General features: G+C 68.2%; 20 protein-coding genes. 13 read left to right on the forward strand and 7 right to left on the reverse strand.

Translation table 11 applies throughout. The annotated features are described in order from the left end of the window. Window positions 1-3: 3 nt before the first annotated feature. From fliQ to csrA, 6 genes are all read left to right on the forward strand, one after another. Window positions 4-279, forward strand: a complete 276-nt coding sequence (gene fliQ, locus AC4D2R_RS00340; protein WP_490936448.1) for a flagellar biosynthesis protein FliQ — start codon at window positions 4-6, stop codon at window positions 277-279. Then, the gene (locus tag AC4D2R_RS00345; protein ID WP_490936450.1) at window positions 279-1,037 is read left to right on the forward strand and encodes a flagellar biosynthetic protein FliR; all 759 of its coding nucleotides are present in this window, start codon (window positions 279-281) and stop codon (window positions 1,035-1,037) included. Before fliQ ends, AC4D2R_RS00345 begins: the two co-directional genes overlap by 1 nt. Beyond that, a complete protein-coding gene (locus tag AC4D2R_RS00350) occupies window positions 1,037-2,137 on the forward strand; it encodes an EscU/YscU/HrcU family type III secretion system export apparatus switch protein (protein WP_490936452.1) in 1,101 nt (366 codons plus the stop codon). The genes AC4D2R_RS00345 and AC4D2R_RS00350 overlap by 1 nt, the downstream gene beginning before the upstream one ends. A gap of 150 nt (window positions 2,138-2,287) precedes the next feature. Beyond that, a complete protein-coding gene (locus AC4D2R_RS00355) occupies window positions 2,288-4,282 on the forward strand; it encodes a flagellar biosynthesis protein FlhA (RefSeq protein WP_490901532.1) in 1,995 nt (664 codons plus the stop codon). Next, on the forward strand, window positions 4,257-5,159 hold the full coding sequence (locus AC4D2R_RS00360; RefSeq protein ID WP_490936455.1) for a hypothetical protein: 903 nt from the start codon (window positions 4,257-4,259) through the stop codon (window positions 5,157-5,159). The genes AC4D2R_RS00355 and AC4D2R_RS00360 overlap by 26 nt, the downstream gene beginning before the upstream one ends. Window positions 5,160-5,178: 19 nt before the next feature. Further along, on the forward strand, window positions 5,179-5,433 hold the full coding sequence (csrA, locus tag AC4D2R_RS00365; protein WP_490901372.1) for a carbon storage regulator CsrA: 255 nt from the start codon (window positions 5,179-5,181) through the stop codon (window positions 5,431-5,433). Between the two features lie 265 nt (window positions 5,434-5,698). On the opposite strand, the gene AC4D2R_RS00370 is transcribed toward csrA, so the two are convergent. Both AC4D2R_RS00370 and AC4D2R_RS00375 read right to left on the reverse strand, forming a co-directional pair. Continuing rightward, window positions 5,699-6,514 carry a sigma-70 family RNA polymerase sigma factor gene (locus AC4D2R_RS00370; protein ID WP_490936457.1) on the reverse strand — a complete coding sequence of 272 codons (816 nt, stop codon included), beginning with the start codon at window positions 6,512-6,514 and terminating at the stop codon, window positions 5,699-5,701. Window positions 6,515-6,761: 247 nt separating this feature from the next. Then, window positions 6,762-7,241, reverse strand: a complete 480-nt coding sequence (locus AC4D2R_RS00375; protein ID WP_490936459.1) for a hypothetical protein — start codon at window positions 7,239-7,241, stop codon at window positions 6,762-6,764. A gap of 460 nt (window positions 7,242-7,701) precedes the next feature. Between AC4D2R_RS00375 and AC4D2R_RS00380 the strand changes: the two genes are divergently transcribed. Together AC4D2R_RS00380 and AC4D2R_RS00385 are read left to right on the forward strand one after the other, a co-directional pair. Next, window positions 7,702-9,453, forward strand: coding sequence for an ABC transporter transmembrane domain-containing protein (locus AC4D2R_RS00380; protein WP_490936461.1), 1,752 nt, complete (start codon window positions 7,702-7,704; stop codon window positions 9,451-9,453). A 34-nt stretch (window positions 9,454-9,487) separates the two neighbouring features. Continuing rightward, window positions 9,488-11,251 carry an ABC transporter ATP-binding protein gene (locus tag AC4D2R_RS00385; RefSeq protein ID WP_490937342.1) on the forward strand — a complete coding sequence of 588 codons (1,764 nt, stop codon included), beginning with the start codon at window positions 9,488-9,490 and terminating at the stop codon, window positions 11,249-11,251. Window positions 11,252-11,269: 18 nt separating this feature from the next. Here AC4D2R_RS00385 and AC4D2R_RS00390 read toward each other — a convergent pair whose 3' ends face one another. From AC4D2R_RS00390 to AC4D2R_RS00400, 3 genes are all read right to left on the reverse strand, one after another. Further along, a complete protein-coding gene (locus AC4D2R_RS00390; RefSeq protein ID WP_490901366.1) occupies window positions 11,270-11,761 on the reverse strand; it encodes a PTS sugar transporter subunit IIA in 492 nt (163 codons plus the stop codon). A 69-nt stretch (window positions 11,762-11,830) separates the two neighbouring features. Further along, window positions 11,831-13,555 carry a glycerol-3-phosphate dehydrogenase/oxidase gene (locus AC4D2R_RS00395; protein ID WP_490936463.1) on the reverse strand — a complete coding sequence of 575 codons (1,725 nt, stop codon included), beginning with the start codon at window positions 13,553-13,555 and terminating at the stop codon, window positions 11,831-11,833. Between the two features lie 50 nt (window positions 13,556-13,605). After that, window positions 13,606-14,745 carry a GuaB3 family IMP dehydrogenase-related protein gene (locus AC4D2R_RS00400; protein WP_490936465.1) on the reverse strand — a complete coding sequence of 380 codons (1,140 nt, stop codon included), beginning with the start codon at window positions 14,743-14,745 and terminating at the stop codon, window positions 13,606-13,608. A gap of 394 nt (window positions 14,746-15,139) precedes the next feature. Here AC4D2R_RS00400 and AC4D2R_RS00405 point away from each other — a divergent pair, with 394 nt between their 5' ends. Beyond that, entirely contained in the window at window positions 15,140-16,783 is a 1,644-nt protein-coding gene (locus tag AC4D2R_RS00405) for a ribonuclease J (protein ID WP_490901528.1), read from the forward strand. A 119-nt stretch (window positions 16,784-16,902) separates the two neighbouring features. Beyond that, window positions 16,903-17,745 (forward strand): PhzF family phenazine biosynthesis isomerase, encoded by an 843-nt coding sequence (locus AC4D2R_RS00410; RefSeq protein WP_490936467.1) that lies wholly within the window; start codon window positions 16,903-16,905, stop codon window positions 17,743-17,745. A 40-nt stretch (window positions 17,746-17,785) separates the two neighbouring features. Here the strand turns inward: AC4D2R_RS00410 and AC4D2R_RS00415 are convergent, their stop codons facing one another. Further along, the gene (locus tag AC4D2R_RS00415) at window positions 17,786-18,565 is read right to left on the reverse strand and encodes an SDR family oxidoreductase (RefSeq protein ID WP_490936469.1); all 780 of its coding nucleotides are present in this window, start codon (window positions 18,563-18,565) and stop codon (window positions 17,786-17,788) included. A 479-nt stretch (window positions 18,566-19,044) separates the two neighbouring features. On the opposite strand from AC4D2R_RS00415, the gene AC4D2R_RS00420 reads away from it, so the two are divergent. From AC4D2R_RS00420 to AC4D2R_RS00430, 3 genes are all read left to right on the forward strand, one after another. After that, complete coding sequence (locus tag AC4D2R_RS00420) at window positions 19,045-19,524, forward strand: DUF2243 domain-containing protein (RefSeq protein ID WP_490936471.1); 480 nt, start codon at window positions 19,045-19,047, stop codon at window positions 19,522-19,524. A gap of 8 nt (window positions 19,525-19,532) precedes the next feature. Then, the gene (locus AC4D2R_RS00425) at window positions 19,533-20,333 is read left to right on the forward strand and encodes a cytochrome c oxidase assembly protein (RefSeq protein ID WP_490936473.1); all 801 of its coding nucleotides are present in this window, start codon (window positions 19,533-19,535) and stop codon (window positions 20,331-20,333) included. Between the two features lie 171 nt (window positions 20,334-20,504). After that, window positions 20,505-21,350: a phosphatidylinositol-specific phospholipase C/glycerophosphodiester phosphodiesterase family protein gene (locus tag AC4D2R_RS00430; RefSeq protein ID WP_490936475.1), complete on the forward strand. Its 846-nt coding sequence runs from the start codon at window positions 20,505-20,507 to the stop codon at window positions 21,348-21,350. 774 nt (window positions 21,351-22,124) lie between these two features. Here the strand turns inward: AC4D2R_RS00430 and guaB are convergent. Then, on the reverse strand, window positions 22,125-23,651 hold the full coding sequence (gene guaB, locus AC4D2R_RS00435) for an IMP dehydrogenase (RefSeq protein WP_490936477.1): 1,527 nt from the start codon (window positions 23,649-23,651) through the stop codon (window positions 22,125-22,127). Between the last annotated feature and the right edge of the window lie 165 nt (window positions 23,652-23,816).

Genomic DNA, 23,816 nt, shown 5'->3' on the forward strand with positions numbered 1-23,816 from the left:
CCGGTGGATACGAACGCACTCCTTGACATCGGCCTGCAGAGCCTGTGGATCGCGGCGAAGCTCGCGGCCCCGATGCTGATCACCGCGCTGGCCGTCGGCTTCGGCATCTCCCTGCTGCAGTCGATCACCCAGATTCAGGAAGTCACGCTTTCCTTCGTGCCCAAGGCCGCGGCGGTCGCGGTCGTGCTGCTGATCTCCGGTCACTGGATGATCCAGGAAATGGTCGCTTTCACCCATGCCCTGTTCGAGAAAATCCCCTCCCTGATCGGGGGCGGGTGATGGACCTGAACCTGAACCTGGGCTGGCTTGAACCGGTGATGCTCGCCGGCGTGCGGATTGTGTCTTTCCTGGTCATCGCCCCGCCGTTCTCCTACAAGGCGTTCCCCGCGCGCATCAAGGCGATGCTCGCGCTGGGGCTGGCCGTGGCCGTCTCCCCCGCCGTCACCGCGGACTACGTTCCGCTCGCCACCCCGGCGTTCTTCGGGGCCCTGGTGATCGAGGTGGGCGCCGGCGCCCTGATGGGGTTCCTCGTCTACCTTGTCTTCGCCGCGATCCAGTCGGCGGGCAGCCTCATCGACCTGATGAGCGGTTTCCAGATGGCCCAGGCCTTCGACCCGCAGTCGCTGATCAACGGCGCCCAGTTCACGCGCCTTTTCCAGATGATCGCCGTGGCGCTCATGTTCTCCTCCGACGCCTACCAGCTGATCCTCGGCGGACTCGTGGGCAGCTTCACCGCGATCCCCCTCGGCGGCGGCATTTTCCTTCCCGACCCGACCTCGACGCTCGTTGCAGCCCTGACGGGAATGTTCGTTTCGGCCGTGCAGATCGCCGGGCCCCTCGCGGTTGTCCTCTTCCTCGCCGACGTTGGCCTCGGGCTGCTGAACCGGGTGGCGCCGGCGCTTAACGTCTTCGCCCTTGGGTTCCCCCTGAAGATCCTGCTCACCCTTTCCCTCGGATCGGTGGTCCTGCTGGTCCTGCCGCGGGTTGTCTCATCGCTGGCCCAGGAAGCCCTCACCGCCCTGATGGGACTCGGATAATGGCCGACGACCAGTCCCAGGAGCGCACAGAGCAGGCCACCGAGAAGCGCATGAAGGAAGTCCGGGCCAAGGGACAGCTTTCGAAGTCCTCGGACATGACCGCCTGGCTCGGCATCGGGGCAGCGGCCCTGATGCTGCCCTCCACGCTCGATGCAGCGACCGACGCGGCCGCCGACCAGCTGTTCCTTGTCCGAAGCATCGCCGCCGTGCCCGACCCCGGTGTCGCCCTCGATGCGCTCGGACAGGGGCTGGGCTCGATCGGCGCGACGCTGCTGCCCCTGCTCCTGACGGTGGTCGCCGCGGTCCTGCTCGGCGCCGCCGGGCAGGGCGGGATCCAGTTCAAGAAGTTCAAGGGCAAGTTCGAGCAGTTCAACGTTGTCACAGGCATCCGCAACACCTTCGGGATGCAGGCGCTGTGGAACGGTGTGAAGGCCGTACTGAAGACCGCCGTCCTTGGCGCTGTCCTCTATTCCGTGATCCAGGGCCTGCTTCCGCTGCTGATGAGCGCCGGTGGGATGAGCATCAGTGCGCTGCTTGAGGCGGCGGGCGGCGGTGTCGGTTCGCTCATCCAGTTCGCGGTGGCCGCAGGCATCGCCCTGGCCGTGGCCGACGTCTTCGTTGTAAGCAGGCGGAACCGCAAGAAAACCCGGATGACCCGCAAAGAGGTCAAGGACGAGAACAAGAGCACCGACGGCGACCCGCTCATCCGCTCCCAGCGGCGTGCGCGACAGATGGCCATGAGCCGCAACCGCATGATCTCCGCCGTCGCCAGCGCGGACGTGCTCCTTGTGAACCCCACCCACGTGGCCGTCGCGCTCAGCTACGAGCCGGGCGTCTCGGCACCGCGGGTCGTCGCCAAGGGCGCCGGACCCGTCGCCGCGAAGATCCGCGAGAAGGCGGAGGCCGAGGGGGTGCCGATGGTCAGGGACGTTCCGCTGGCCCGTGCCCTTCATGCGGCCTGCGACCTGGGTTCGGAAATCCCGCCGGAATTCTATGCCGCGGTGGCCGGGGTTCTCGCGTTCGTGCTGCGGCTCCAGCAGCGCGGCAAGCCCTCGGGCGTCCACACGGCCGCCTCGCCGTCGGGATCCTTCCTTGACTGACACCAGCGCCGCCCCGGCCCGTTCCGGGCCTGCGGCGCCGCTTCCAGAACCAATCTTCCCGCCGTGGTGCGGGGCCCGTGAGCGAAGGACAACTCCGTGAACCTGCTGTTCTCAAGACTGGCCGTGCCGATCGGCGTCGTCGGCATCATCATGCTCCTCATCGTGCCCGTGCCTGCCGGGCTGCTCGATTTCCTCATCGCCGCGAATATCCTGCTTGCCCTTGTAGTCCTCCTCACCTCAATGTTCGTGCAGAAGCCGCTCGACTTCTCGGTGTTCCCCTCACTGCTGCTCGTTGCCACCCTGTTCCGGCTCGGCCTCAACGTCGCTTCAACACGGCTCATCCTCGGGGAGGCCCACGCGGGGAAGATTATCGAGGCGTTCGGGCAGGTCACTGTCGGCGGGAACATCATCATCGGGGCGGTGATCTTCCTGATCCTCGTGGTGATCCAGTTCCTCGTTGTCACAAAGGGCGCCGAGCGAGTGGCCGAGGTCGGTGCCCGGTTCACCCTCGACGCCATGCCGGGCAAGCAGATGGCCATCGACGCCGACCTCAACGCTGGCCTGGTCACCGACGAGCAGGCTAAGGAACGCCGTGCAGAGGTATCGGCGGAGGCCGACTTCTACGGCGCCATGGACGGGGCCTCGAAATTCGTCAAGGGCGATGCGATCGCGGGAATCATCATCCTGCTCATCAACCTCATCGGCGGGGTCTGCATCGGCATGGCCATGCACGGCATGCCCGCCCCCGAGGCGCTGCGCACCTACGCCATCCTGACCATCGGCGACGGCCTCGTCACGCAGATTCCGGCGCTGCTCATGGCGGTGGCGACCGGCATGATCGTGACCCGTTCCAACGCCGAATCGGACATGGGGACCACCGCCTCCAAGCAGCTGGCCCAGTCGCGAAACGCGCTGCTGATTGCGGGGACCGCCGCTGTCGCCCTTGCGCTCATTCCGGGGATGCCCAAGCTCCCGTTCCTGCTGGTCGGAGCGGCGTTGGTCTTCACCTCGCAGCGGATCAAGGCCGGTGAGGCCGCAGCCGCGAGCGCAGCGCTGCGGGAGGCTTCGGCGCCGGCAGAGGTGCAGCCCGAGACGCCTGAGGAACTCATCCGGCGCCTGCGTGTCCAGCCGCTTGAAATCCTGCTCGCCGCCGACCTCGTCGACACGGTCACCGGTGCCTCGGATGATCTCCTCGCGCGGGTACGGAGCCTGCGCCAGAAGATCGGGATGGACCTTGGCTTTGTCATTCCCCCGGTCAATGCCCGCGACAGCCTCGACCTCCCCCCGGGCACCTACGCGATCCGCATCGGCGGCGTCGAAGCGGGGCGGGGCGAGGCTCCGGCGGGAAAGGTGCTGGCCCTCGGAGACTTCCTTGACGCCCTGCCCGGAACCGCGACGATGGAGCCCGTGTTCGGGTTGCCCGGCAAGTGGGTGCCGGCCGCGATGGCGCACAGTGCCCAGATGACCGGCGCCACCGTCATCGACCGGGTTTCGGTGCTCGTCACCCACCTCTCCTCGATTGTGACCGCCAACGCCGCCCGGCTGCTCACCCGTGAGGACGTGCGCCTGCTGACCGAAAGCGTGAAGGAGGCGAGCCCTTCGGCCGTGGAGGAGCTCGTGCCGGCGCTGCTCTCGCTCGCCGAGGTGCAGCGGGTGCTCCAGGGCCTCCTCGAGGAGCACGTGCCGATCAATGACCTTCCACGGATCTTCGAATCCCTCACCCTGCGCGCGAAGGTCTCCTCCGACCCCGAAGGGCTCGTGGAGGCCGCCCGGCGGGCGCTCGGCCCGGCCCTGGCGGTCCGGCACCTCAATGAGGGCCGGCTCAACGTCATCATGATCGAACCGGGCCTTGAGCAGTCACTGCTTGAGGGACTGCGTCCGGCGGAGGGCGGCAGCCAGATCCTCATCGACGCCAACCGCATCGAGGCGCTGCTCGCATCGCTCACCTCCGCCGTCGCCGCGGCGACGGCCGAGGGGCACGAACCGGTGCTCGTCTGCGCCCCGCTGATCCGCCCCGCGGTGCGGCGCCTGGTTTCCGCACGGGTCGGCGGGCTGCCGGTACTGTCCTACCAGGAAGCGCAGTCAGCCAACGTCCCCATCGACACGATAGGAGTGGTCCGTGGCGCCGAACCGGTATCACCTTAGCGGGCCAACGATCGACGCCGTGCTGCGCAGGGCGCGCATCGAATACGGCCCCGACGCGGTCATTGTCCGCGCCGAGGCCGTGACCGTCGGCGGCCTTGCAGGGTTCTTCGCCAAGCACCACTACGAGGTGACGGTGGAGGTGCCCGACGCTTCGGCTCCGTCGACCGATCCCCTGCCCATCCTCCCGTCACGGGGCGGGATCGCGGCCCTGCTCGCCGATGCGGACCGCGCAGAGGCGGAGATCAACGCAGCGGGAACGGCAAGCGCGGTCTCCGTGTCGACCGAGACGCGGACCTTCAATTCCTTCCTTGAGGAACTGACGACGACGGTCAGGCCGCCGGCCCGCTTCGCTGCGGCCCCCGAGCCGCTGACCTCGCCCGGGGCGTGCATCGTTGTGGCCGGACCCGGGCAGGACGCCCTCGACGCGGCGCGGGCCGTGCGGTCCGCGGCCGGCACGACAGCCCTCTACACGGCAGGGGCGCTCCGGGTGGAGGGCATCCCTTTCCTTTCCAACCGGCGGCAGGGCCTCGAAGCGCGGGCGGAGGCCGTACTGGCCCGCTCGCCCCTCGTTATTGCGTTCGGGCTGGGCCGGCCCGCCGAAACGTTCGCGCACATGCCGGCACTCCAGGCGCTCAATGCCGACCAGCTGTGGGTGGCCGTCGACGCGACCCGCAAGCACGAAGTAACGGTCTCCTGGGTTGAGGCGGTGGAGGCGGCCACGGAGGTGAGCGGCGTCGCAGCCTTTTCCTTCGCCGACACGCAGACTCCGGAGAGCGTCTCGGCGCTCGGCCTTCCGGTCGTGTGGATCGACGGCGCTCCGGCCGGAGCGCCGTCACTTCCGTCGGGAACGGCCCGCGGTTTCACCGCCGGTCCCTGAAGAAAGATAGGCTTTTACTGTGCTGGTACTGACGCGGAAATTCAACGAGAAGATTCATATTGGCGACAACATCGTCATCACCATTCTTGAATCGCGCGGTGATGGCATCAAGATCGGCATCGAGGCCCCCCGCGGAATCAAGATCCAGCGCGGTGAAATCCTCCAGGCCGTCATCGAAGCCAATCTCTCGGCCAGCGGCTCGAGCGACGGGGCCGAGGACCAGCTCCGGGAGCTGCTCAAGGCAACGGACAAGGAAGCGGAGAGCGGTTCCTGACCGGTTGGGGTGTGCGGCGCTGCCTCCGCCCCTGTGTGCCGGCCCTTGTGTGCCGGCCCTCGCGTGTCGACCCTTGGTGTTGCCCGGCAGGGGCCGTCAGGGCCATGTTGTCAGGGCCGCGTTGTCAGGGCCGCGTCGTCAGGGCCGCGTTGTCCGGGGTTGGTCCTGTCGGGGACGGAGCGCCGTCAGGCCGAGGCGGGCACCATTGCAGGCCGGTGTGGGGACCGCGTCGTCCGGGGTTGGTCCTGTCGGGGACGGAGCGCCGTCAGGCCGAGGCGGGCACCATTGCAGGCCGGTGGCGCGGCGCAGCGGCGCCCGATGCGGTTGCCGCTGCGAGGGAGCCAAGGTAGGCGTTGCGGCGGGCGGACTTGATCCTTGACTCCGGCTCGTGCTTTCCGCCCTCGTGGTCCGGGTACACCGTGGCCATGCCGTCGCGCAGCAGCCGAATGGCTTCGGAGCGCTGCTGGGATACGGCCGAGTGCGTCGATCCGAACTCCTCGGCCAGGTCCTTCACCGGGCGGTCCTCGAAGTAGGTCTGCTCGATGATGTACCGCATCTTCTCGGGCAGAGCCTGGACGGCCGCCCGCAGGTAGCGGGTCTGTTCGGAAACCAGGAGGGATTCCTCCGGTGTGGCGATGGTTGCCGCAAGCGCCTCGGGCATCGTCTCGTCAAGGGCGGAGACGGTCCGCGCAGCGTCGGCGAGCGTTGCGCCAACCGCTTCGGGGCTTACGCCGAGGACGTCGGCGATCTCCGCGGTCGAGGGGTTGCGCTGCAGGGCCCCGGTGAGCACCTCGGTGACGGCGAGGGTGGCCTTGATCTTGCGCCGGGTGTCGCGGCTTGCCCAGTCGGAGGAGCGCATGTCGTCGGCGAATGCGCCGAGAATCCGGCGCCGCGCGAAGGTTCCGAACCGCACCCCGATCTCGGGGTCGAACGACCGCGCCGAGGAGACGAGGGCGAGCGCGCCGGCTCCGGCAAGGTCGTCGCGCGAAAGGTGGGGGGACTTTGCACAGACTTCGGAAACCAGATAGCCCACCAGGGGAAGATTCTTCAGAACGAGTTCGTTGCGCTCTTCACTGTTCAACGTAGGCTGCCCCCTTCAAGCGAAATCCGATATATGCACGGGCGGTGCGGCGTTCGTGAATGTGCCATTCGGTTTGCCGCCCTAAGGGAACGGAAAACCACCCGTTTTCTAACACTAGGACGGGGAATCCTGCGGAAATCACCAAGTGCAAAAACAGCAGGTAATTCCTCTAGAAATCCTGCGCTGATCCTGCGCTTAACCGTGGATTGCCGGCTAACGCCGGCGGGAGCGCCGCCGGGGGTGCGGCTCAGGCCCAGCCGCGGGCGGCGAGAGTGCGGGCGCGCGCCATCGCCTCGCGGGACGAAGCGAGCAGTTCGTATCCGGAACCGCTGGTGCGGCGCAGGTCGTAGGCCCACTGGAACTCGTCGGCGGCGGCCTGGTACCGGCCCTCTTCAAAGAACCGCCTGCCGATCTCGTAGCGCATCTGCGCCTCACGCGCCGGGGTCCGGGCCCTGCGCAGCGCCGCCTCCTGCAGCTCCGCGGCTTCCCACCAGCGAAACTGGCGCAGGCGAACGTAGGCGAGCAGCAGCAGCGTCGCGTACCGTTCTCCGCGCTCGCGCAGGATCGCCTGGACTTCGCGCTCGGCCTCATCGAAGCGGTCGAGCAGCGCAAGGATCCATACCCGCTCCACGGGAGGGGCCTCGTCGAGCCTTGACTGCATCTCCGTGCGGTCAAGGACAACGTCCCGCAGGCTCAGCGGATCAGTGCGCCATGCTTCGTCCGGCACCGGATTGTTCCTTCCTTGCTGATTCTCGATTTTGGGGCTTGGCGGGGGCTTCGGGCTGCGGTAAATGTGCCGGGGCCCGGCTGCGCCGATAAATTGCACCGGATGAGACTATATCGGACACCCGGCGGTGTCCGCCGCCGCCGCTATTGTGGGGCGGTGCGCCGCGCGGGAATTGGCGGACACCCGATATAGCAAGCATGCTTTCATTTTCGGCGCAATTCAAAAATGGCCGGGCCAGCGGCGGCGCTGCTTTATCGCATAAGGCCGATTCGGCAGGATGAATTTGTCCCGGCGCCATTGTTCGGGCCCGCGGAAAACGCGGCTGGCCGCCGGGCCTCCCGCGCCGCCGGCAGGCGCACCGCGCGGGCGGCGGTCCGAAGTGTCCTGGCCGAAGTTCCCGGCTAGAAGTGATTGGGTAACCTCTATCACTTCTCCGCTTGACGGTCTAGGATGAGTTCTCGTGCGCTCCTATCCCTATCCCGACCCCGGTGCTCCGGAGCTCCGCTCCCCTGCCCGATACCTCCTGTGGCTTGCCTCAAAGCAGAAGGCGACGCTTGCCGCCGGAGCCTTCCTCGGCGCCGTATGGATGGTGGCGCAGGCCCTCATGCCGTTCATCCTCGGCCGAGCCCTTGACAACGGGATACTCGGAGGGAACCCCTCGGCACTGGCGGTGGAGGTGCTGATCCTGCTCGGGCTGATGGTCGTCCAGGCAGCGGCCGACACGCTCGGGCACCGGGTTGCCGTGAGCAGCTGGCTCCAAGCCTCCTTCAAGTCGGTGCGGCTGGTTGGCCACAAGATCACCTCCACCGGTGAGGCCCTGCCGAATTCACTCTCCACCGGCGAAGTCGTTTCGACGGCGGCATCGGATGTGTTCCGTCTGGGCGAGGCTTTCGACGTGGCGGCGCGTCTTGCAGGAGCAGTCGCGGCGTGGCTGGCCGTCAGCGCACTGATCAGCCGGACCTCCGGGCTGCTGGGACTGCTGGTGCTGGTGGGCGTTCCGTCCTGCTGCGCGCTGCTGCTGTTCGTGGTGCGCCCGATGCAGGAACGTCAGCGCGAACAGCGCGCCGCCGCCGGCAAGATGACCGCCGTCGGAGCCGACACCGTTGCCGGCCTGCGCGTGCTGCGCGGGATCGGCGGCGAGCACATCTTCGTGGACCGCTACCGCGCCAAGTCGGCCGTGACCCGCGACTCGGGAATCCGCGTTGCCCACTCGCTGGCGGACCTCGAGGCATCCCAGGTGTTCATCGCCGGGGCGTTCAGTGTTGTGTTCACGTGGGTGGGGGCGGTGCTCGTGCTCGGCGGAGACATCACGCCGGGAGAGCTCGTTGCGCTGTACGGGTTCTCGGTGTTCCTGATGACGCCGATCCGCACCGCCGCCGACGCCGTTTCCCGTTTCATCCGGGCCCACGTCGCCGCACGGAAGATCATCGCCGTACTCCGGGTGGAGCCGGGAATCCGCGACGCTTCCGGCAGCGGTGCCGCCGGCAGTGACCCTGCGGGCAGCGAGCCGCCGCCGGCGGCAGGCGCGCCCCTGGTTGACGCGGTGAGCGGCCTGGCGCTGCGCCCGGGCCGGCTCACCGCGCTCGTTTCGGCCGATGCCGCAGGCGCCGCCGCCCTTGCCACGCGGCTGGGGCGCTTCGACGACAAGGTGCTCGAAGCCGCCGAGGTGCGCTGGGGGCCGGCGGTCCTGCGCAGGGTCGCGCGCGGCCATATCCGCCGCCGCATCGTCGTCAGCGAGGCAAGCCCCCAGCTCTTCACCGGATCGCTGCGCTCCGGGCTCGATCCGCAACAGCGCCACGGCGACGCCGCGATCCTTGAAGCACTTGAAGCAGCAAGCGCCCTCGACATCCTCAACGGAGTGGAGGACGGGCTCGACCATGAGGTGACCGAACGCGGCCGCGGGTTTTCCGGCGGTCAGCGCCAGCGCATCGTCCTGGCCCGCGCGCTGCTCACCGAGGCGGAGAACCTCGTCCTGATCGAACCCACAAGCGCCGTCGACGCCCACACCGAGTCGCGGATCGCCGCCCGCCTCCGCGGCGCCCGCGGCCGGCCGGAGCTGACAACGCTGATCGTGACCACCAGCCCCATGCTGCTCGGCGTCATGGACGACGTGGTGTTCCTCGAGGACGGAACGGTCAGCGACGCGGGCCGGCACCGTGACCTGATGGCAAGCAACCCAACGTACAGGAATGTTGTGATCCGCAGTGAGTGAAACCCGGCCGCAGACCGAAGAACCACAGGCAACGGTGCAGGCACCGGCCCCAGCCCCGACCCCGGACAAGCTTCCCGTTGCGGGCGGGCCGGCCGTGCGCGCCGAGGCGGCACGGCTGGTCCGCCGGCACAAGCGCGGGCTGGGTGCCGTCATCGCCCTGTATGCCGGTTCAGCCGTCGCCGGCCTGGCCGGCCCGCTGCTGCTGGGGCAGGTTGTTGACGCGGTGATCGGCGGAACCACAACCGCCTACGTCTCCGGGATGTCGCTGCTCATGCTCGGGTTCCTGCTCGTGCAGTCCCTGCTCCGGCGGTTCGCCGTGCGTGCCGGGATGGTGTTCGGGGAGAACGTTTTCGCCCAACTGCGCGAGGACTTCCTTGAGCAGGTCACCGCCCTGCCGCTGTCCACCGTGGAGAAGGCCGGAACGGGCGACCTCGTGGCACGGACCACCAACGACATCGACGCCGTGTCCCATACCGTACGCTTTGGGGTTCCCCAGGTCGTTGTCTCCGTGATCACCATCGTGCTCACCCTTGCCGCTGCCGTTGTCGCCTCTCCGGTGCTGTCAATCGCCCTCCTGGTGGGGCTTCCCCTGCTGTACCCGGTGACCCGGTGGTACCTGCGGCGCAGTTCCGTCGGCTACCAAAAGGAACGGGAGACCTACGCCGTCGTCAACGGCGTGGTCACCGAAACCATCGAAGGGGCACGCACCGTTGACGCGCTCGACCTCGGCGGCGTCCGCCGAGGGCGCCTCGATGATGCCCTGAAGTCAAGCTACTCGGCGGAGCGCTACACGCTGTGGCTGCGCACCGTGCTCTTCCCCGCCGCCGACATTGCCTTCTGGCTGCCCGTCGCCGCGGTTCTGCTGTGGGGCGGCTGGCTGGCCTCCCTGGAGATTGTCACGCCCGGAGCGGTCGCGGCGGTCGCCCTGCTCGCCGTCCGGCTGATCGACCCGGTTGACCTGCTCATTATGTGGACCGATGAGATCCAGGTCGGTGCCGCCTCCCTCGCGCGGATCATCGGCGTCAAGGACGTGCCTCCGGACCGGTGGGCAACAACGGCCGAGCCCGCCACCGAGGACATCGTGCTCACCGAGGCGACCTACGCCTACCGGCCCGGGCACAAGGTGCTTCACGGCATCAACCTGTCCCTGCGGCGCGGCGAACGGCTGGCGGTCGTCGGCCCCTCGGGTGCCGGAAAATCGACGCTGGGGCGCCTGATCGCGGGAATCCACCCGCCCACCGCCGGATCGGCCACCGTGGGCGGGGTTCCGCTGGTTGACCGCCCGCTGGATCAGCTCCGGCGGGAAGTCGCCCTCGTCACCCAGGAGCACCACGTGTTCGTGGGCTCCGTCGCCGACAACGTTAGGCTGGGCCGGGCCGACGCCTCGACTGCGGAGATCGCCGGAGCCCTCGGCGCCGTCGGCGCGCTCTCCTGGGCCGAGGCCCTCCCGGAGGGCCTCGAAACGGAAGTGGGGTCCGGTGCCTGGGAGCTGACGCCGGCCCAGGCCCAGGAGCTCGCCCTGGCGCGCCTGATCCTGGCCGACCCGCACACCCTCGTCCTCGACGAAGCGACCTCGCTGATCGACCCGCAGGCCGCACGCGACCTCGAACGCTCGCTCAACGTGGTCCTTGAGGGGCGCACGGTCGTCGCAATAGCGCACCGGCTCCACACCGCCCACGACGCCGACCGCGTGGCGGTCGTTGAGGACGGCAGGATCACCGAGCTCGGCTCCCACGATGAGCTGCTGGCGCTCGAGGGCTCCTACGCCTCCCTGTGGCACTCCTGGCGCAGCGAATAACCGCCGCGCCAGGCGGGGTCAGTGGTCGAAGAAGATCAACGACGAGTTGATCAGTTCAGCGACCACCTCGGCGTCGTGGGCGCGGCGCAGGGATTCGCGGAAGTTCTCCTTGAACAGGCTGCGGGCGATCGTGGCGAGCACCTCGAGGTGCTCGGAGAAGGATGAGGCGGGGGTTGCGATGAGCAGCACCAGGGTCGCGGGACCGTCGACGGCGCCGAAATCGAGGCTGTACCCGTACCGGGCCACACCGACGGCGATCGAGGTCTGGGTCACGTACTCGCTGCGCGCGTGCGGCAGGCCCACTCCCCCGGGCAGGCCGGTGGCCATCTGGTGCTCGCGGGAATTCACCTGGTCGAGGAACGCACCGAGATCGGAGATTCGCCCTGCGGCATGCAGCCGGGCCGCCAGCTGAGCGCTCGCATCTTCCTTGGAGGACGCCTCCATCTCGAGGATCACCAGGTCCGGTGTCGTCAGCTCGGCGTCGTGCAGCTCCAGGGACCGTTCACTCACATTGTGCCTCTCATCGTGCCCGCAGCCGTCACCACACCACAGTGTCCACGCCGGGGGTGCGGCCGTTGCCTAGCTTACCGGGACGATGTCCTCCGCACCCATGCGGGCGCTGTCGGCCGAGACGTCGTCGGGCTGTTCCTGGCTGAGCCGCTCCGCCTGGACACGGGCGAGGTAGTGCTTGACCTCGCGGGCGACCTGCTGCTCGCTCCAGCCAAGCAGCGGGCCCATCAGGTCGGCGACCACCGGGGCGGCCGAGACGCCGCGGTCCCAGGACTCGATGGAGATCCGGGTGCGGCGAGTGAGGATGTCTTCGATGTGGCGCGCCCCCTCGTGGGTGACGGCAAAGACCGCCTCGGCGGCGAGATAGTCGTCGGCACCTGGCAGCGGCTCGCCGAGCGCCGGGTCGGACTTGATGAGTTCAAGGATCGAGTCCGCCTGCGTGCCGTACCGCTGGAGCAGGTGCTCCACGCGTGCGACGTGGATTCCGGAGTCCTCGGCCATCCGGGCTCGCTTGTTCCATGCGGCCTTGTAGCCTTCGGCTCCAAGCAGCGGCACCGAATCGGTGCAGCTCTCGGGGACCCGCTCGTCAAGGGCGCGGGAAGCCTCGTCGACGGCGTCCTTGGCCATGACCCGGTAGGTGGTCCACTTGCCGCCGGCGACAACCACGAGCCCGGGCACCGGGTGGGCGACGACGTGCTCGCGGGAGAGCTTCGCCGTCGAGTCGCTTTCCCCGGCCAGCAGCGGGCGGAGCCCCGCGTAGACGCCCTCGACGTCCTCCCGGGTCAGGGGCCGCTTGAGCACCCGGTTGACGTGCTCGAGGATGTAGTCGATGTCCTGCGAGGAGGCTGCTGGGTGGGCCTTGTCGAGGTCCCACTTTGTGTCGGTGGTACCGATGATCCAGTGCCTGCCCCAGGGGATGACGAAAAGGACCGACTTCTCGGTGCGCAGGATCAGCCCGACTGTCGACTGGAACCGATCCCGGGGGACAACGAGGTGGATGCCTTTTGACGCGCGCACCTTCATCTGGCCGCGGTCAGTCACCATTGCCTGTGTCTCGTCCGTCCAGACTCCGGTGGCGTTGACGACCTGCTTGGCGCGGATGCTGAACTCCTCGCCGGTCTCCTGGTCCTTGACCTGGGCACCGACAACCCGCTCCCCCTCGCGCAGGAAATTCACGACGGTGACCCGGTTGGCTGCCTGCGCCCCGTAGTGCACGGCCGTGCGGATCATGTTCACCACGTATCGGGCGTCGTCGACCTGGGCGTCGTAGTAGCGGATGGAACCCACCATGGCGTCCTTCTTCAGGCTGGGCGCCGCGCGCAGCGTGCCGCGCCGGGTGAGGTGCTTGTGGAAGGGCACACCTCGCGAATGTCCGCCGCCGATGCTCAGGGCGTCGTAGAGCGCGATGCCGGCCCCGACGTAGGGGCGTTCAAGGAAGCGCTTCGAGAGCGGGTAGAGGAACGGCACTGGCTTCACCAGGTGCGGGGCGATGCGCTGGATGAGCAGACCGCGTTCCTTGAGGGCCTCCTGGACGAGGGCGAAGTCGAGCATCTCGAGGTAGCGCAGCCCGCCGTGGATCAGCTTCGAGGACCGGGACGATGTCCCAGAGGCCCAGTCGCGGGCCTCGACGATGCCGGTGCTCAGCCCCCGGGTCACGGCGTCGAGCGCGGAGCCGACGCCGACAACGCCGCCACCGACAATCAGGATGTCAAGTTCCTTGCCCGGCCCGCTCGTGGCTTTCAGGGCCTCGATTGCCTCACTGCGGTACTCGGGACTTAGTGCTCCTGCTGCCATGGCCGTAACCCTCCGGAACGTTGAGTTCTGCGTAAGCCAACTCTAGGCAATCAATCGTTTGAAACATAGGGAGAGAGAACAACCTCCACCCGCTGGAATTCCTTGAGGTCGGAGTAGCCGGTGGTGGCCATGGCGCGGCGCAGGGCACCGATGACGTTCGAGGTTCCGTTGGTGTGGTGGGAGGGTCCCCACAGCACCTCCTTGAGCGGTCCGACGGTGCCGATGTTGACGCGGTCGCCGCGGGGAAGCTCGGAATGGTGCGCCTCCTGGCCCCAGTGCCAGCCCTTGCCAGGGGCCTCCTCCGCACGCGCAAGGGCCGAGCCGAGCATCACGGCGTCGGCGCCCATAGCGATCGCCTTGACGATGTCGCCGCTGGCACCCATGCCGCCGTCCGCGATGACGTGGACGTAGCGTCCGCCGGATTCGTCCATGTAGTCACGGCGGGCCGCCGCCACATCGGAGATGGCCGAGGCGAGCGGGGAGTGGATGCCGAGCGCCCGGCGCGTCGTCGTCGTCGCCCCTCCCCCGAAGCCGACAAGGACGCCGGCCGCGCCGGTGCGCATGAGGTGAAGCGCGGGCGTGTAGCCGGCGGCGCCGCCGACGATCACGGGAACGTCGAGTTCGTAGATGAACTGCTTGAGGTTCAGCGGTTCTTCGTTCTTCGAAACGTGCTCGGCGGAAACCGTTGTTCCCCGGATCACGAAGATGTCGACGCCGGCGGCGAGGACCGTCTTGTAGAACTGCTGGGTGCGCTGGGGCGTCAGCGAGCCGGCGACCGTCACCCCGGCCTCGCGGATCTCGGCGAGGCGGCTGGTGATCAGGTCGGCCTGGATGGGCGCCGCATACAGTTCCTGCATGCGGCGGGTCGCGGCGGGGCTGAAGTTCTCCTCGCTGAGCCCGGCGATCTCGTCGAGGACCGGCTGCGGGTCCTCGTAGCGGGTCCAAAGCCCTTCAAGGTTGAGCACGCCGAGCCCGCCGAGCTGACCCATCGCAATGACCGTTGCCGGGGACATGACCGAGTCCATCGGCGCCGCGATGACGGGCATCTCGAACTGGTACGCGTCGATCTGCCAGCTCACCGACACATCGAGCGGGTCGCGGGTGCGCCTCGAGGGCACAACCGCGACATCGTCGAGGGAGTACGCTCTGCGTCCACGCTTGGCACGGCCGATCTCAATCTCATAAGTCACTGCTCTAGGTTATCCCAGCGGCGTAACCCCGGCGCCGGACGGCTCCACCGGGGCCGGGTCCCGGGCGCCCTGATTAGCCGTTACCCTTCGCGCGGAATAGAGTTGCACTAAGGAACAACCCTGCAGCGAAGCGAATGAGCAGCATGGCCGATGGCGTGGTAACCCGTGCACCCTCCTACGAAGGGGGCATTTACGCATTGGCGCAGCTGACCGACTCCGCCCGCGCTTTGAGCCCGGGCGGCCGGTACACGTCCGCTCCAGGTGGCGCAGCGCTGAGCCAGACCTATTTCACGGCGCGGGCATCTGCCCCGCTCCGACCTTAACGAGAGAACATTAATCTGTGAATAAATCACCTGCCGTCCTCAAAGCGCCTCCCGCACTGGCGAAGGGCGCAATGCGGATTGTCGCCCTTGGCGGAATCGGGGAAATCGGCAGAAACATGACCGTTTTCGAATTCGCCGGCAAACTGCTGATCGTCGACTGCGGGGTGCTCTTCCCCGAAGACCACCACCCCGGCGTCAACCTGATCCTCCCCGACTTCTCCTCCATCCGTGACCGCCTCGACGACGTCGTCGCCGTCGTGCTCACGCACGGCCATGAGGACCACATCGGCGGCATCCCCTACCTGCTCCGGGAGCGCGCGGACATTCCCCTGGTCGGCTCCCAGCTCACCCTCGCCTTCGTTGAGGCCAAGCTGAAGGAACACCGGATCACTCCGAAGACCGTCCAGGTCAAGGAAGGCGACCGGCGGACGATGGGCGGTTTCGACCTCGAATTCGTCGCCGTGAACCACTCCATCCCGGACAGCCTCGCCGTCGCGATCCGCACTCCGGCCGGCATGGTGCTCCACACCGGCGATTTCAAGATGGACCAGTTCCCGCTTGACCGCCGCATCACCGACCTGGCCGGCTTCGCCCGCCTCGGCGCGGAAGGGGTGGACCTGTTCCTCACCGACTCCACGAATGCCGACGTTCCCGGCTTCACCACCTCGGAAAAGGACCTCGGGCCTGCGATCGACGCCGTCTTCCGCACCGCACCGCGCCGCATCATCGTCTCGAGCTTCGCGAGCCACATCCACCGCATCCAGCAGATCATCGACACCGCCCACCGGCACCGCCGCAAGGTCGCCTTCGTCGGCCGCTCGATGGTGCGCAACATGACCATCGCTGCGGACCTCGGGTACCTCAACATTCCGCAGGGCCTGCTCGTTGACTTCAAGAAGCTCGAACGCACCGACGACCACAAGGTGGTCCTCATCTGCACCGGGTCCCAGGGCGAGCCCATGGCCGCCCTGTCCCGCATGGCCAACAAGGACCACGCCATCCGCATTGCCGAGGGCGACACCGTGCTGCTTGCGAGCTCGCTGATCCCCGGCAACGAGAGCGCCATCTACGGCATCATCAACGCGCTGACCGAAATCGGCGCGAACGTGGTGCACAAGGGCAACGCGAAGGTCCATGTCTCGGGTCACGCCAGCTCCGGCGAGCTCGCCTACTGCTACAACATCGTCAAGCCCCGCAACGTCATGCCGGTGCACGGCGAATGGCGCCACCTGCGGGCCAACTCGGAGATCGCCGTCGCGACGGGCGTCGACCCGCGGAACGTCGTCATCGCCGAAGACGGAGTCACCGTCGACCTCCACCGCGGACGGGTCACCGTCTCGGGCAAGGTGCCCGCCGGGCTCGTCTTCGTCGACGGGGCGAGCGTCGGCGGCATCACCGAGGAGACCCTCCGCGAGCGGCGCCGCCTGGCCGAGGAAGGCTCGGTGACCGTTCTCGCCATCATCGACGCCGAAACCGGCACGATGACCGAACCCCCGGAGTTCTTCATCCAGGGCTTCTCGTGCGATCCGGCCGACCTCGACAAGGCCGGCACCGCCGTCGAGAAGGCCCTCGCCGACGGACCCTCCGGCCGCCAGGGCGGACGCGGGGCCCGCACGCTGGACCCCGAAGCCGTCATCGAGCGGGCCACGGCCAACTGGATGCGGCGTTTCTACAACCGCACGCCGGTGATCACCGCGATCGTCGTCGACGCATAGGCAGTTGCTCGGCCGGTATCCTCCTCACCGGTTCTTTGTTTACCGTTCCTTCCTCCGCCGGGCGGGTTTCGCCCGGCGGAGGGCTGGCAGCTGCCTGCCGGACATGCGACGGTTGGTCAATGACTGAAATCCTTCGTTTCGCCGCCTTCACGGACAGCCCTTCCGGCGGAAACCCGGCTGGGGTCGTCCTTGACGCGAGCGGGCTCTCCGGGGCCCAGATGCAGCAGATCGCCGCCGACGTCGGTTATTCGGAGACGGCCTTTGCCACGCAGGACGGGCCGCGCGATTTCCGCCTGCGCTACTTCAGCCCGCTCGCTGAGGTGGCCTTCTGCGGCCATGCGACAATCGCCGCCGGCGTCGCCCTGGCGCGGCGGAACGGCCCGGGCGAGCTGCGGTTCGCCACTGCGGCCGGGGAGATTGCCGTCTCAACCACCGCGCACAATGGAGGCCACAGTGCTGCGCTGCGCAGCGCCCCCACTCGAAGCCGCCCGGCGTCCGACACGGAAACCGCGCAGGCGCTCGCCGCGCTGGGGTGGGCAAGGCAGGACCTGGACCCGGCCTTTCCGCCGCACGTTGCATTCGGGGGCAACGACCATCTGGTGCTCGCCGCGGGGACACGGGAGCGGCTTGCCTCCCTCGACTATGACTTTCCGGCTCTGAAGAACCTGATGACCCACCGCGGGTGGACAACCGTCCAGCTGTTCTGGCGCGAGAGCGCCGGCGTCTTCCATTCCCGCAACCCGTTTCCGGTGGGCGGAGTGGTTGAGGATCCTGCCACCGGCGCGGCCGCCGCGGCGCTCGGCGGGTACCTGCGCGCACTGGGGCAGGTGAGTGGGCCGGCCACCTTCACCATCCTCCAGGGCGAGGACATGGGCCGGCCCAGCAAGCTGGCCGTCACCGTTACGCCCGGCGACGACCGGGTCACCGTGGCGGGAACCGCCGTGCCCCTGGCGGCACCCTAAGCGGAGCCGGTCCAGCCGGGCGGCGGCACCTTTTGCCGGCTTAGCGGTTGCTGGCCCACTGCGCGTAGCTCGAACCGAGAACCAGTGGATCTTCGGGGATGTTGCTCCTGCACCGGAGGGCCTCACCCGCCCGCCCGGGCAGGGGCAGCCGCAGCCGAACTGCCTTCCGCCCGCGCGCGCGCAGGTAGTCCTGGGCGAACTCGCCGGCCGGCTTCAGTTCCGGCCCCGCAATGTCCTGGGCCATTCCCGGGGTTCCGGAGGCCAGGAGGTCGCACAGGCGGCCTGCGACGGCGGACGGCTCGATCGGCTGGAACCAGGCACCACCGAAGTAGGGGCAGAGCCTTACGGGCGCGAGGGACGAGTGGAGGGAGTCGAGGAAGGTGTGGAACTGGGTTGCGCGCTGGACGCAGGCGTCGAGCCCCGAGCCGAGGTAGGCCTGCTCCTGGGCGACCTTTGCCTGGTAGTAGCCAAGGGGCGACCTGTCCACCCCGGTGATGGAAAGCAGGACCGCCCTGCCGACCCCTTCGGCGGCCGCGGCAACCAGCAGGCGCACCGGCCCCTGCACCAGCGTCTGCTGCTGGGCCCTGCGCGACTTCGCATTCGTCACGTCGATCAGCGCCTCCGCACCCCGCAGTGCGCTGCGGAGGCCCTCTCCGGTTGAAACGTCGGCCACCCGGTGCGTTGGCCCCTGCCCGGACGCCGAACCGTTCCGCGGCCCGCTGCGGGACACGACCGTGACGTCTACTCCGCGGCGCAGCAACTCCTCGGTCACGAGGGAGCCGATGGCGCCCGTTCCTCCGATCACCGCCACCACACCCATGGGGGTTTCCTTCCTGTCACAGCACCGGGACGAGTCAACTATAGGTGCCCGTCGGGGCGAACTCTGAGGGCCGGGACGCTATCCGGAGGTTTCGTCCCTGCCTCCTGGGAGAGGGGAAGATACCCTCGTGGCTTTCACCCTCCGATATATGCCGCAAACGACATAGACGAGAATCGCGAGTGCCGCCAGGAAAAGGAGCAAAAGCGGCCCGAAGGAAAGGATTGCCTCGGACGGAGTCGGGACTACCGGGCTTTCTGCCATCGCTTGTATCCCTCCTCGGCACCGGAACTTCAATCCACTTGCCGCCCGGCCGGTGAACCGGAATGGAGATTATCACGCCGTGACCACCCCTTCCTGCTCCGTACCCGGCCTCGCGGCCGGCGGCACGGGACCCTAGTGTGGGAAGGGACCGCCGCCCGGTGCCGCGGTCGGGCGCTGGGCAGGCGCCCCCACGGTTCGGCCCACGATGGAGGACCCCAATGAATGCAGAGCCGGCCTCCACCCGCCTGGGGAAGGACCGTTCCCTGTGGGCCGCCGTCATGATCGGTGTCGGGACCATGGCGGCGGTTGACGAGATCGTGTTCCATCAGATCCTCGCCTGGCATCATTTCTATGACCGCTCCACCGACACCGTCGGCCTGCTTTCGGACGGCCTGCTGCACGCGGTGGAGCTGTTCCTGCTGATTGCCGGCTTCTTCCTGATCGCCGACACCGTGCGCAGGCGCACCTTTTCTAGGGGCGCGGCCCTGGCCGGTGCGTTCCTCGGCCTTGGCGGTTTCCAGCTGTTCGACGGGCTCATTGACCACAAGGTGCTGCGCGTCCACCAAATCCGCTACGGGGTCGAACTGCTGCCCTACGACCTGGCCTGGAACGCTGGAGCGCTCGTCCTGCTGCTCATCGGGGTGGTGCTTGCCCGCAGGGAGTCCCGCGCCCGGCGGCGGGCCGTTCCGGGACACTGAGGCCGGCCGTGCACACCCATCCCGATTCCCCCGCCGGGGCTCTCGCCCTCCCCCTCGACTGGCTCATTCTCATCGGCCTTGCAGCGGCGCTGGCGGCCTACCTCGATGCCGCCCGGCGGGCACGCGCCCGGGGCAGGCCATGGCCAGCGCAACGAACCATCCTGTGGGCGTCCGGGATTCTTGCCGCCGGTGCCGGGCTTGTGGGGCCGGCAGCAGCGGGTGCCGGCTCGGACTTCACAGCCCACATGGCCACACACCTTGCGGCGGGAATGGTTGCCCCGGTGCTCCTGGTGCTTGCAGCGCCCGTCACCCTCTCCCTGCGCGCCCTCACGGTCGAGCGCGCCCGGCGCCTCTCCCGGCTGCTCGGGTCGGGCCCGGTGCGGTTCCTGTCCCACCCCGTAACCGCTGTTGTGCTCAACGCGGGTTCCCTGTGGATCCTCTACACGACTCCGGTGTTCCGCCTCACCACCCACCCCGTCGGGCACCTGGCCGTCCACCTTCACTTCCTGGCGGCCGGCTGCCTCTTCGCTGCCGCGGTCCTCGCCGTGGATCCTTCACCGCACCGGGCCCCGGTGCCGCTGCGCGCCGCCGTCCTTGTCCTGTCACTGGCAAGCCACAGCGTGCTGTCCAAGTACCTGTACGCCCATCCACCCGTGGGGGTCACCGGCGGCGACGCCGCAGCGGGGGCGGTGCTCATGTACTACGGCGGCACGGTTGCCGATGCCGCCCTGATCACGGCATTCTGCGCCCTTTGCTATTTCCGTGCGGCGCCCCGGGCTGCGGCGGCTCAACACGGGCGCCGGCGGTGAGGCCGCCTGCTCCGCCGCCTTGTCCGGCCGGATAGATGGCCCCAGCACCCGGTCATGACCGCACTGTCTCCTCCGAGTTCACCGGAACGTCAACTCGGGGCAGCCTCGTGATTACCCCCTGTCCCTAGCGTGAAGGGGCCCCGCATCCGGGGCGTCCACGAAAGGAACACAATGCTCTTCCGAAGGACAGCCGCTGTTGCGGCCTCGCTCGCCGCGCTCGGCGCCCTGGGCTCCGCTCCGGCCACTGCCACACAGGACGGCGTCGAACTGGGCGAGCCCAGAGCGGCCGCTCACGCCCATAATGACTACGAACACGACCGCCCGCTCTACGACGCACTGAAACACGGGTTCACCAGTGTCGAAGCCGACATCTGGCTCGTGGACGGCGAGCTTCTCGTCGCTCACGACCGCGAGGACGTTCGGGCCGGGGCAACCCTCGAAAGCCTTTACCTCGATCCGCTCGATGAGCTCGTTGACGGCCGTCGAGGAAGTGTCTATCCGGGGTGGGACGGCCAGTTCCAGCTGCTGATCGATATCAAGAGTGATGGTGCCGCAACCTACGCCGCCCTTGAGGAGGAGCTTGCCGACCACCGCACGATGCTCACCCGCTATACCCATGGGAAGACCAAACCCGGGGCCGTCACTGCAGTTGTCAGCGGCAACCGTCCGCTCGCCGCCATGACCGCCGCGGACCAGCGCTTCGGCTTCTACGACGGCCGCGCCACCGACCTTGGCTCGGCCCTGCCTCCCGAACTGATGCCCCTGATCAGCAACAACTGGCAGCAGCTCTTCTCCTGGCGGGGCGTCGGCGATATGCCGGCTGCCGAACGCGAAAAGCTTGCCGCATATGTGGCTGCCGCCCACGAACAGGGAGCCCGGGTGCGCTTCTGGGCCACCCCGGACGCCCCGGGTCCCGAACGGGACGCCGTCTGGGCTGAGCTGCTCGCGGCAGGCGTCGACCACATCAATACCGACGACCTCGCCGCCCTTGAGCGGTTCCTCGCTGAGCGGGACTAGTCGATGCCGCGGCGGCTCCCCGGACAGGGAGCTGCCGCACTTGGCGCCGTGTACCCACCGTCGCTACCCCCGCCGAAACCGCACACCACCACGCTTCGAGCGCGCCGAAGGGTGGTGAGCTGCCGATTCAAGGGGGACATCGGCGGGAATGCGGTGAGCAGCGGACGACGCCGACCACCTCGGACGCGGACGACGTCGGCAATCGCGAGCGCCGGGCGCCGTGTACCCACCGTCGCTACCCCCGCCGAAACCGCACACCACCACGCTTCGAGCGCGCCAAAGGGTGGTGACCTGCAAACTCAACGGGGACACCGGCCAGGACCCTACCGGCGGGCAGGGACTGCGGTGAGCGCCGGACGACGCCGACCACCTCGGACGCGGACGACGCCGACCACCTCAGACGCGGACGACGCCGACCACCTCGAGCGCGGGACCTCGCGTACCCGCGCTCGCCCCCCGCCGAAACCGCACATCACCACGCTTCGAGCGCGTCAAACGGTGGTGAACTGCAAACTCAACGGGGACACCGGCCAGGACCCTACCGGCGGGCGGCGACTGCGGTGCGCAGCGCACGACGTCGGCCACCTCAGACGCGGACGACGTCGGCCACCTCAGACGCGGACGACGTCGGCCATCCCGCGCGCCGGACGCCGCGTACCCGCCGTCGCTACCCCCGCCGAATCCGCACGTCACCACGCTTTGAGCGCGTCAAAGGGTGGTGATGTGCAAACTCAACGGAGACACCGGCCGGGACCGGCCGGCCAAACCCTTGCCCTACTTGGAGCCGTAGTTGGGGGCCTCGACGGTCATCTGGATGTCGTGCGGGTGGGATTCCTTCAGCCCGGCCGGGGTGATGCGGACGAACTTGCCCTTCGCCTTGAGGTCGGGGATGGAGCGCGCCCCGGTGTAGAACATCGTCTGGCGCAGACCGCCCACGAGCTGGTACGCCACCGAGGCCAGCGGCCCGCGGTAGGCGACCCGGCCCTCGACGCCTTCGGGGATGAGCTTGTCGTCACCGGAGACGTCGGCCTGGAAGTAGCGGTCCTTGGAATAGGAGGTGTTCTTCCCGCGGGTCTGCATGGCGCCGAGTGAGCCCATGCCGCGGTAGGTCTTATACTGCTTGCCGTTGACGAAGATCAGCTCACCGGGTGCCTCGGCCGACCCTGCAAGGAGCGAGCCGAGCATAACCGTGTCGGCACCGGCCACGAGCGCCTTGCCGATGTCGCCGGAGTACTGGAGGCCGCCGTCGGCGATGAGGGGAACACCTGCGGGAATGGCTGCCTTGGCGGATTCGTAGATCGCGGTGACCTGGGGAACACCCACACCGGCGACGACGCGGGTGGTGCAGATCGAGCCGGGGCCAACGCCGACCTTGATGCCGTCGGCACCGGCGTCGATCAGCGCCTGGGCACCGGCCCGGGTCGCTGCCTGTCCGGCGATGATGTCGACGTGCGACACGGCCTTGTCGGCCTTGAGCCGGGCAACCATTTCGAGCACGCCGGCACTGTGGCCGTTGGCGGTGTCGACGAAGAGGGCGTCAACACCGGCGTCGACGAGTGCCATAGCGCGCTCCCACCCGTCACCGAAGAAGCCGATCGCGGCGCCGACGCGCAGGCGGCCGTCGTCGTCCTTGGTGGACAGGGGGTACTGCTCGGCCTTGGTGAAGTCCTTCACCGTGATCAGGCCGCGGAGGATCCCTTCGTCGTCGACAAGGGGAAGCTTTTCAATCTTGTTCGTTCCAAGCAGCGCGATTGCCTCATCACCGCTGATGCCCACATGCCCGGTGATCAGCGGCATCTTGGTCATGACCTCGCGCACGAGGCGGTGCGGGAACTCGCTCTCGGGCACGAAACGGGTGTCGCGGTTCGTGACGATGCCGAGGAGGTGCCCGAACTCGTCGACGACGGGGAGCCCTGAGACGCGGTACTGGCCGCACAGCTCGTCGAGCTGCTGGAGCGTTGCCTCGGGGCCGATGGTCAGCGGGTTGGTGATCATTCCCGACTCGCTGCGCTTCACGCGGTCGACCTGCTCGGCCTGGTCGGCGATGGAGAGGTTGCGGTGGATCACGCCGAGTCCGCCCTGACGGGCCATGGCCACGGCCATGCGCGATTCGGTCACGGTGTCCATGGCAGCCGAAAGCAGCGGCGTCTTCACGGTGATCCGCTTCGAGACGCGCGAGGAGGTGTCGGCCTCGGAGGGGATGACGTCGGTGTGGCCGGGCAGCAGCAGGACGTCGTCGTAGGTGAGGCCGATGAATCCGAAGGGATCGTTTGGCTCATTGTGCTCAGACAGATGGGTCACTACAGGTCCTCTTTCAGGGGTCACCGGGGCTGGTGCCGTGGGCTCCGTCGCCGCCAGGCTCTTAAATTCTAAAACCATTCACGGCCGCGCCCTATTCCGGGTCGTCATCAACGAAACGCCTGCAGAAGCGCCGTAACGAAACGGCACCCCGGCCCACAAGGGGCC

It is taken from the genome of Arthrobacter sp. TJ-217 (assembly GCF_058269255.1).

What these genes read in the sequence shown, in the direction of transcription:
- AC4D2R_RS00345 (WP_490936450.1), top strand. Translation starts at nt 279, where the DNA reads ATGGACCTGAACCTGAACCTGGGCTGGCTTGAACCGGTGATGCTCGCC.
- AC4D2R_RS00350 (WP_490936452.1), top strand. Translation starts at nt 1,037, where the DNA reads ATGGCCGACGACCAGTCCCAGGAGCGCACAGAGCAGGCCACCGAGAAG.
- AC4D2R_RS00355 (WP_490901532.1), top strand. Translation starts at nt 2,288, where the DNA reads ATGCTCCTCATCGTGCCCGTGCCTGCCGGGCTGCTCGATTTCCTCATC.
- AC4D2R_RS00395 (WP_490936463.1), bottom strand. Translation starts at nt 13,555, where the DNA reads ATGGCAGCAGGAGCACTAAGTCCCGAGTACCGCAGTGAGGCAATCGAG.
- AC4D2R_RS00405 (WP_490901528.1), top strand. Translation starts at nt 15,140, where the DNA reads ATGCGGATTGTCGCCCTTGGCGGAATCGGGGAAATCGGCAGAAACATG.
- AC4D2R_RS00410 (WP_490936467.1), top strand. Translation starts at nt 16,903, where the DNA reads ATGACTGAAATCCTTCGTTTCGCCGCCTTCACGGACAGCCCTTCCGGC.
- AC4D2R_RS00415 (WP_490936469.1), bottom strand. Translation starts at nt 18,565, where the DNA reads ATGGGTGTGGTGGCGGTGATCGGAGGAACGGGCGCCATCGGCTCCCTC.
- AC4D2R_RS00420 (WP_490936471.1), top strand. Translation starts at nt 19,045, where the DNA reads ATGAATGCAGAGCCGGCCTCCACCCGCCTGGGGAAGGACCGTTCCCTG.
- AC4D2R_RS00430 (WP_490936475.1), top strand. Translation starts at nt 20,505, where the DNA reads ATGCTCTTCCGAAGGACAGCCGCTGTTGCGGCCTCGCTCGCCGCGCTC.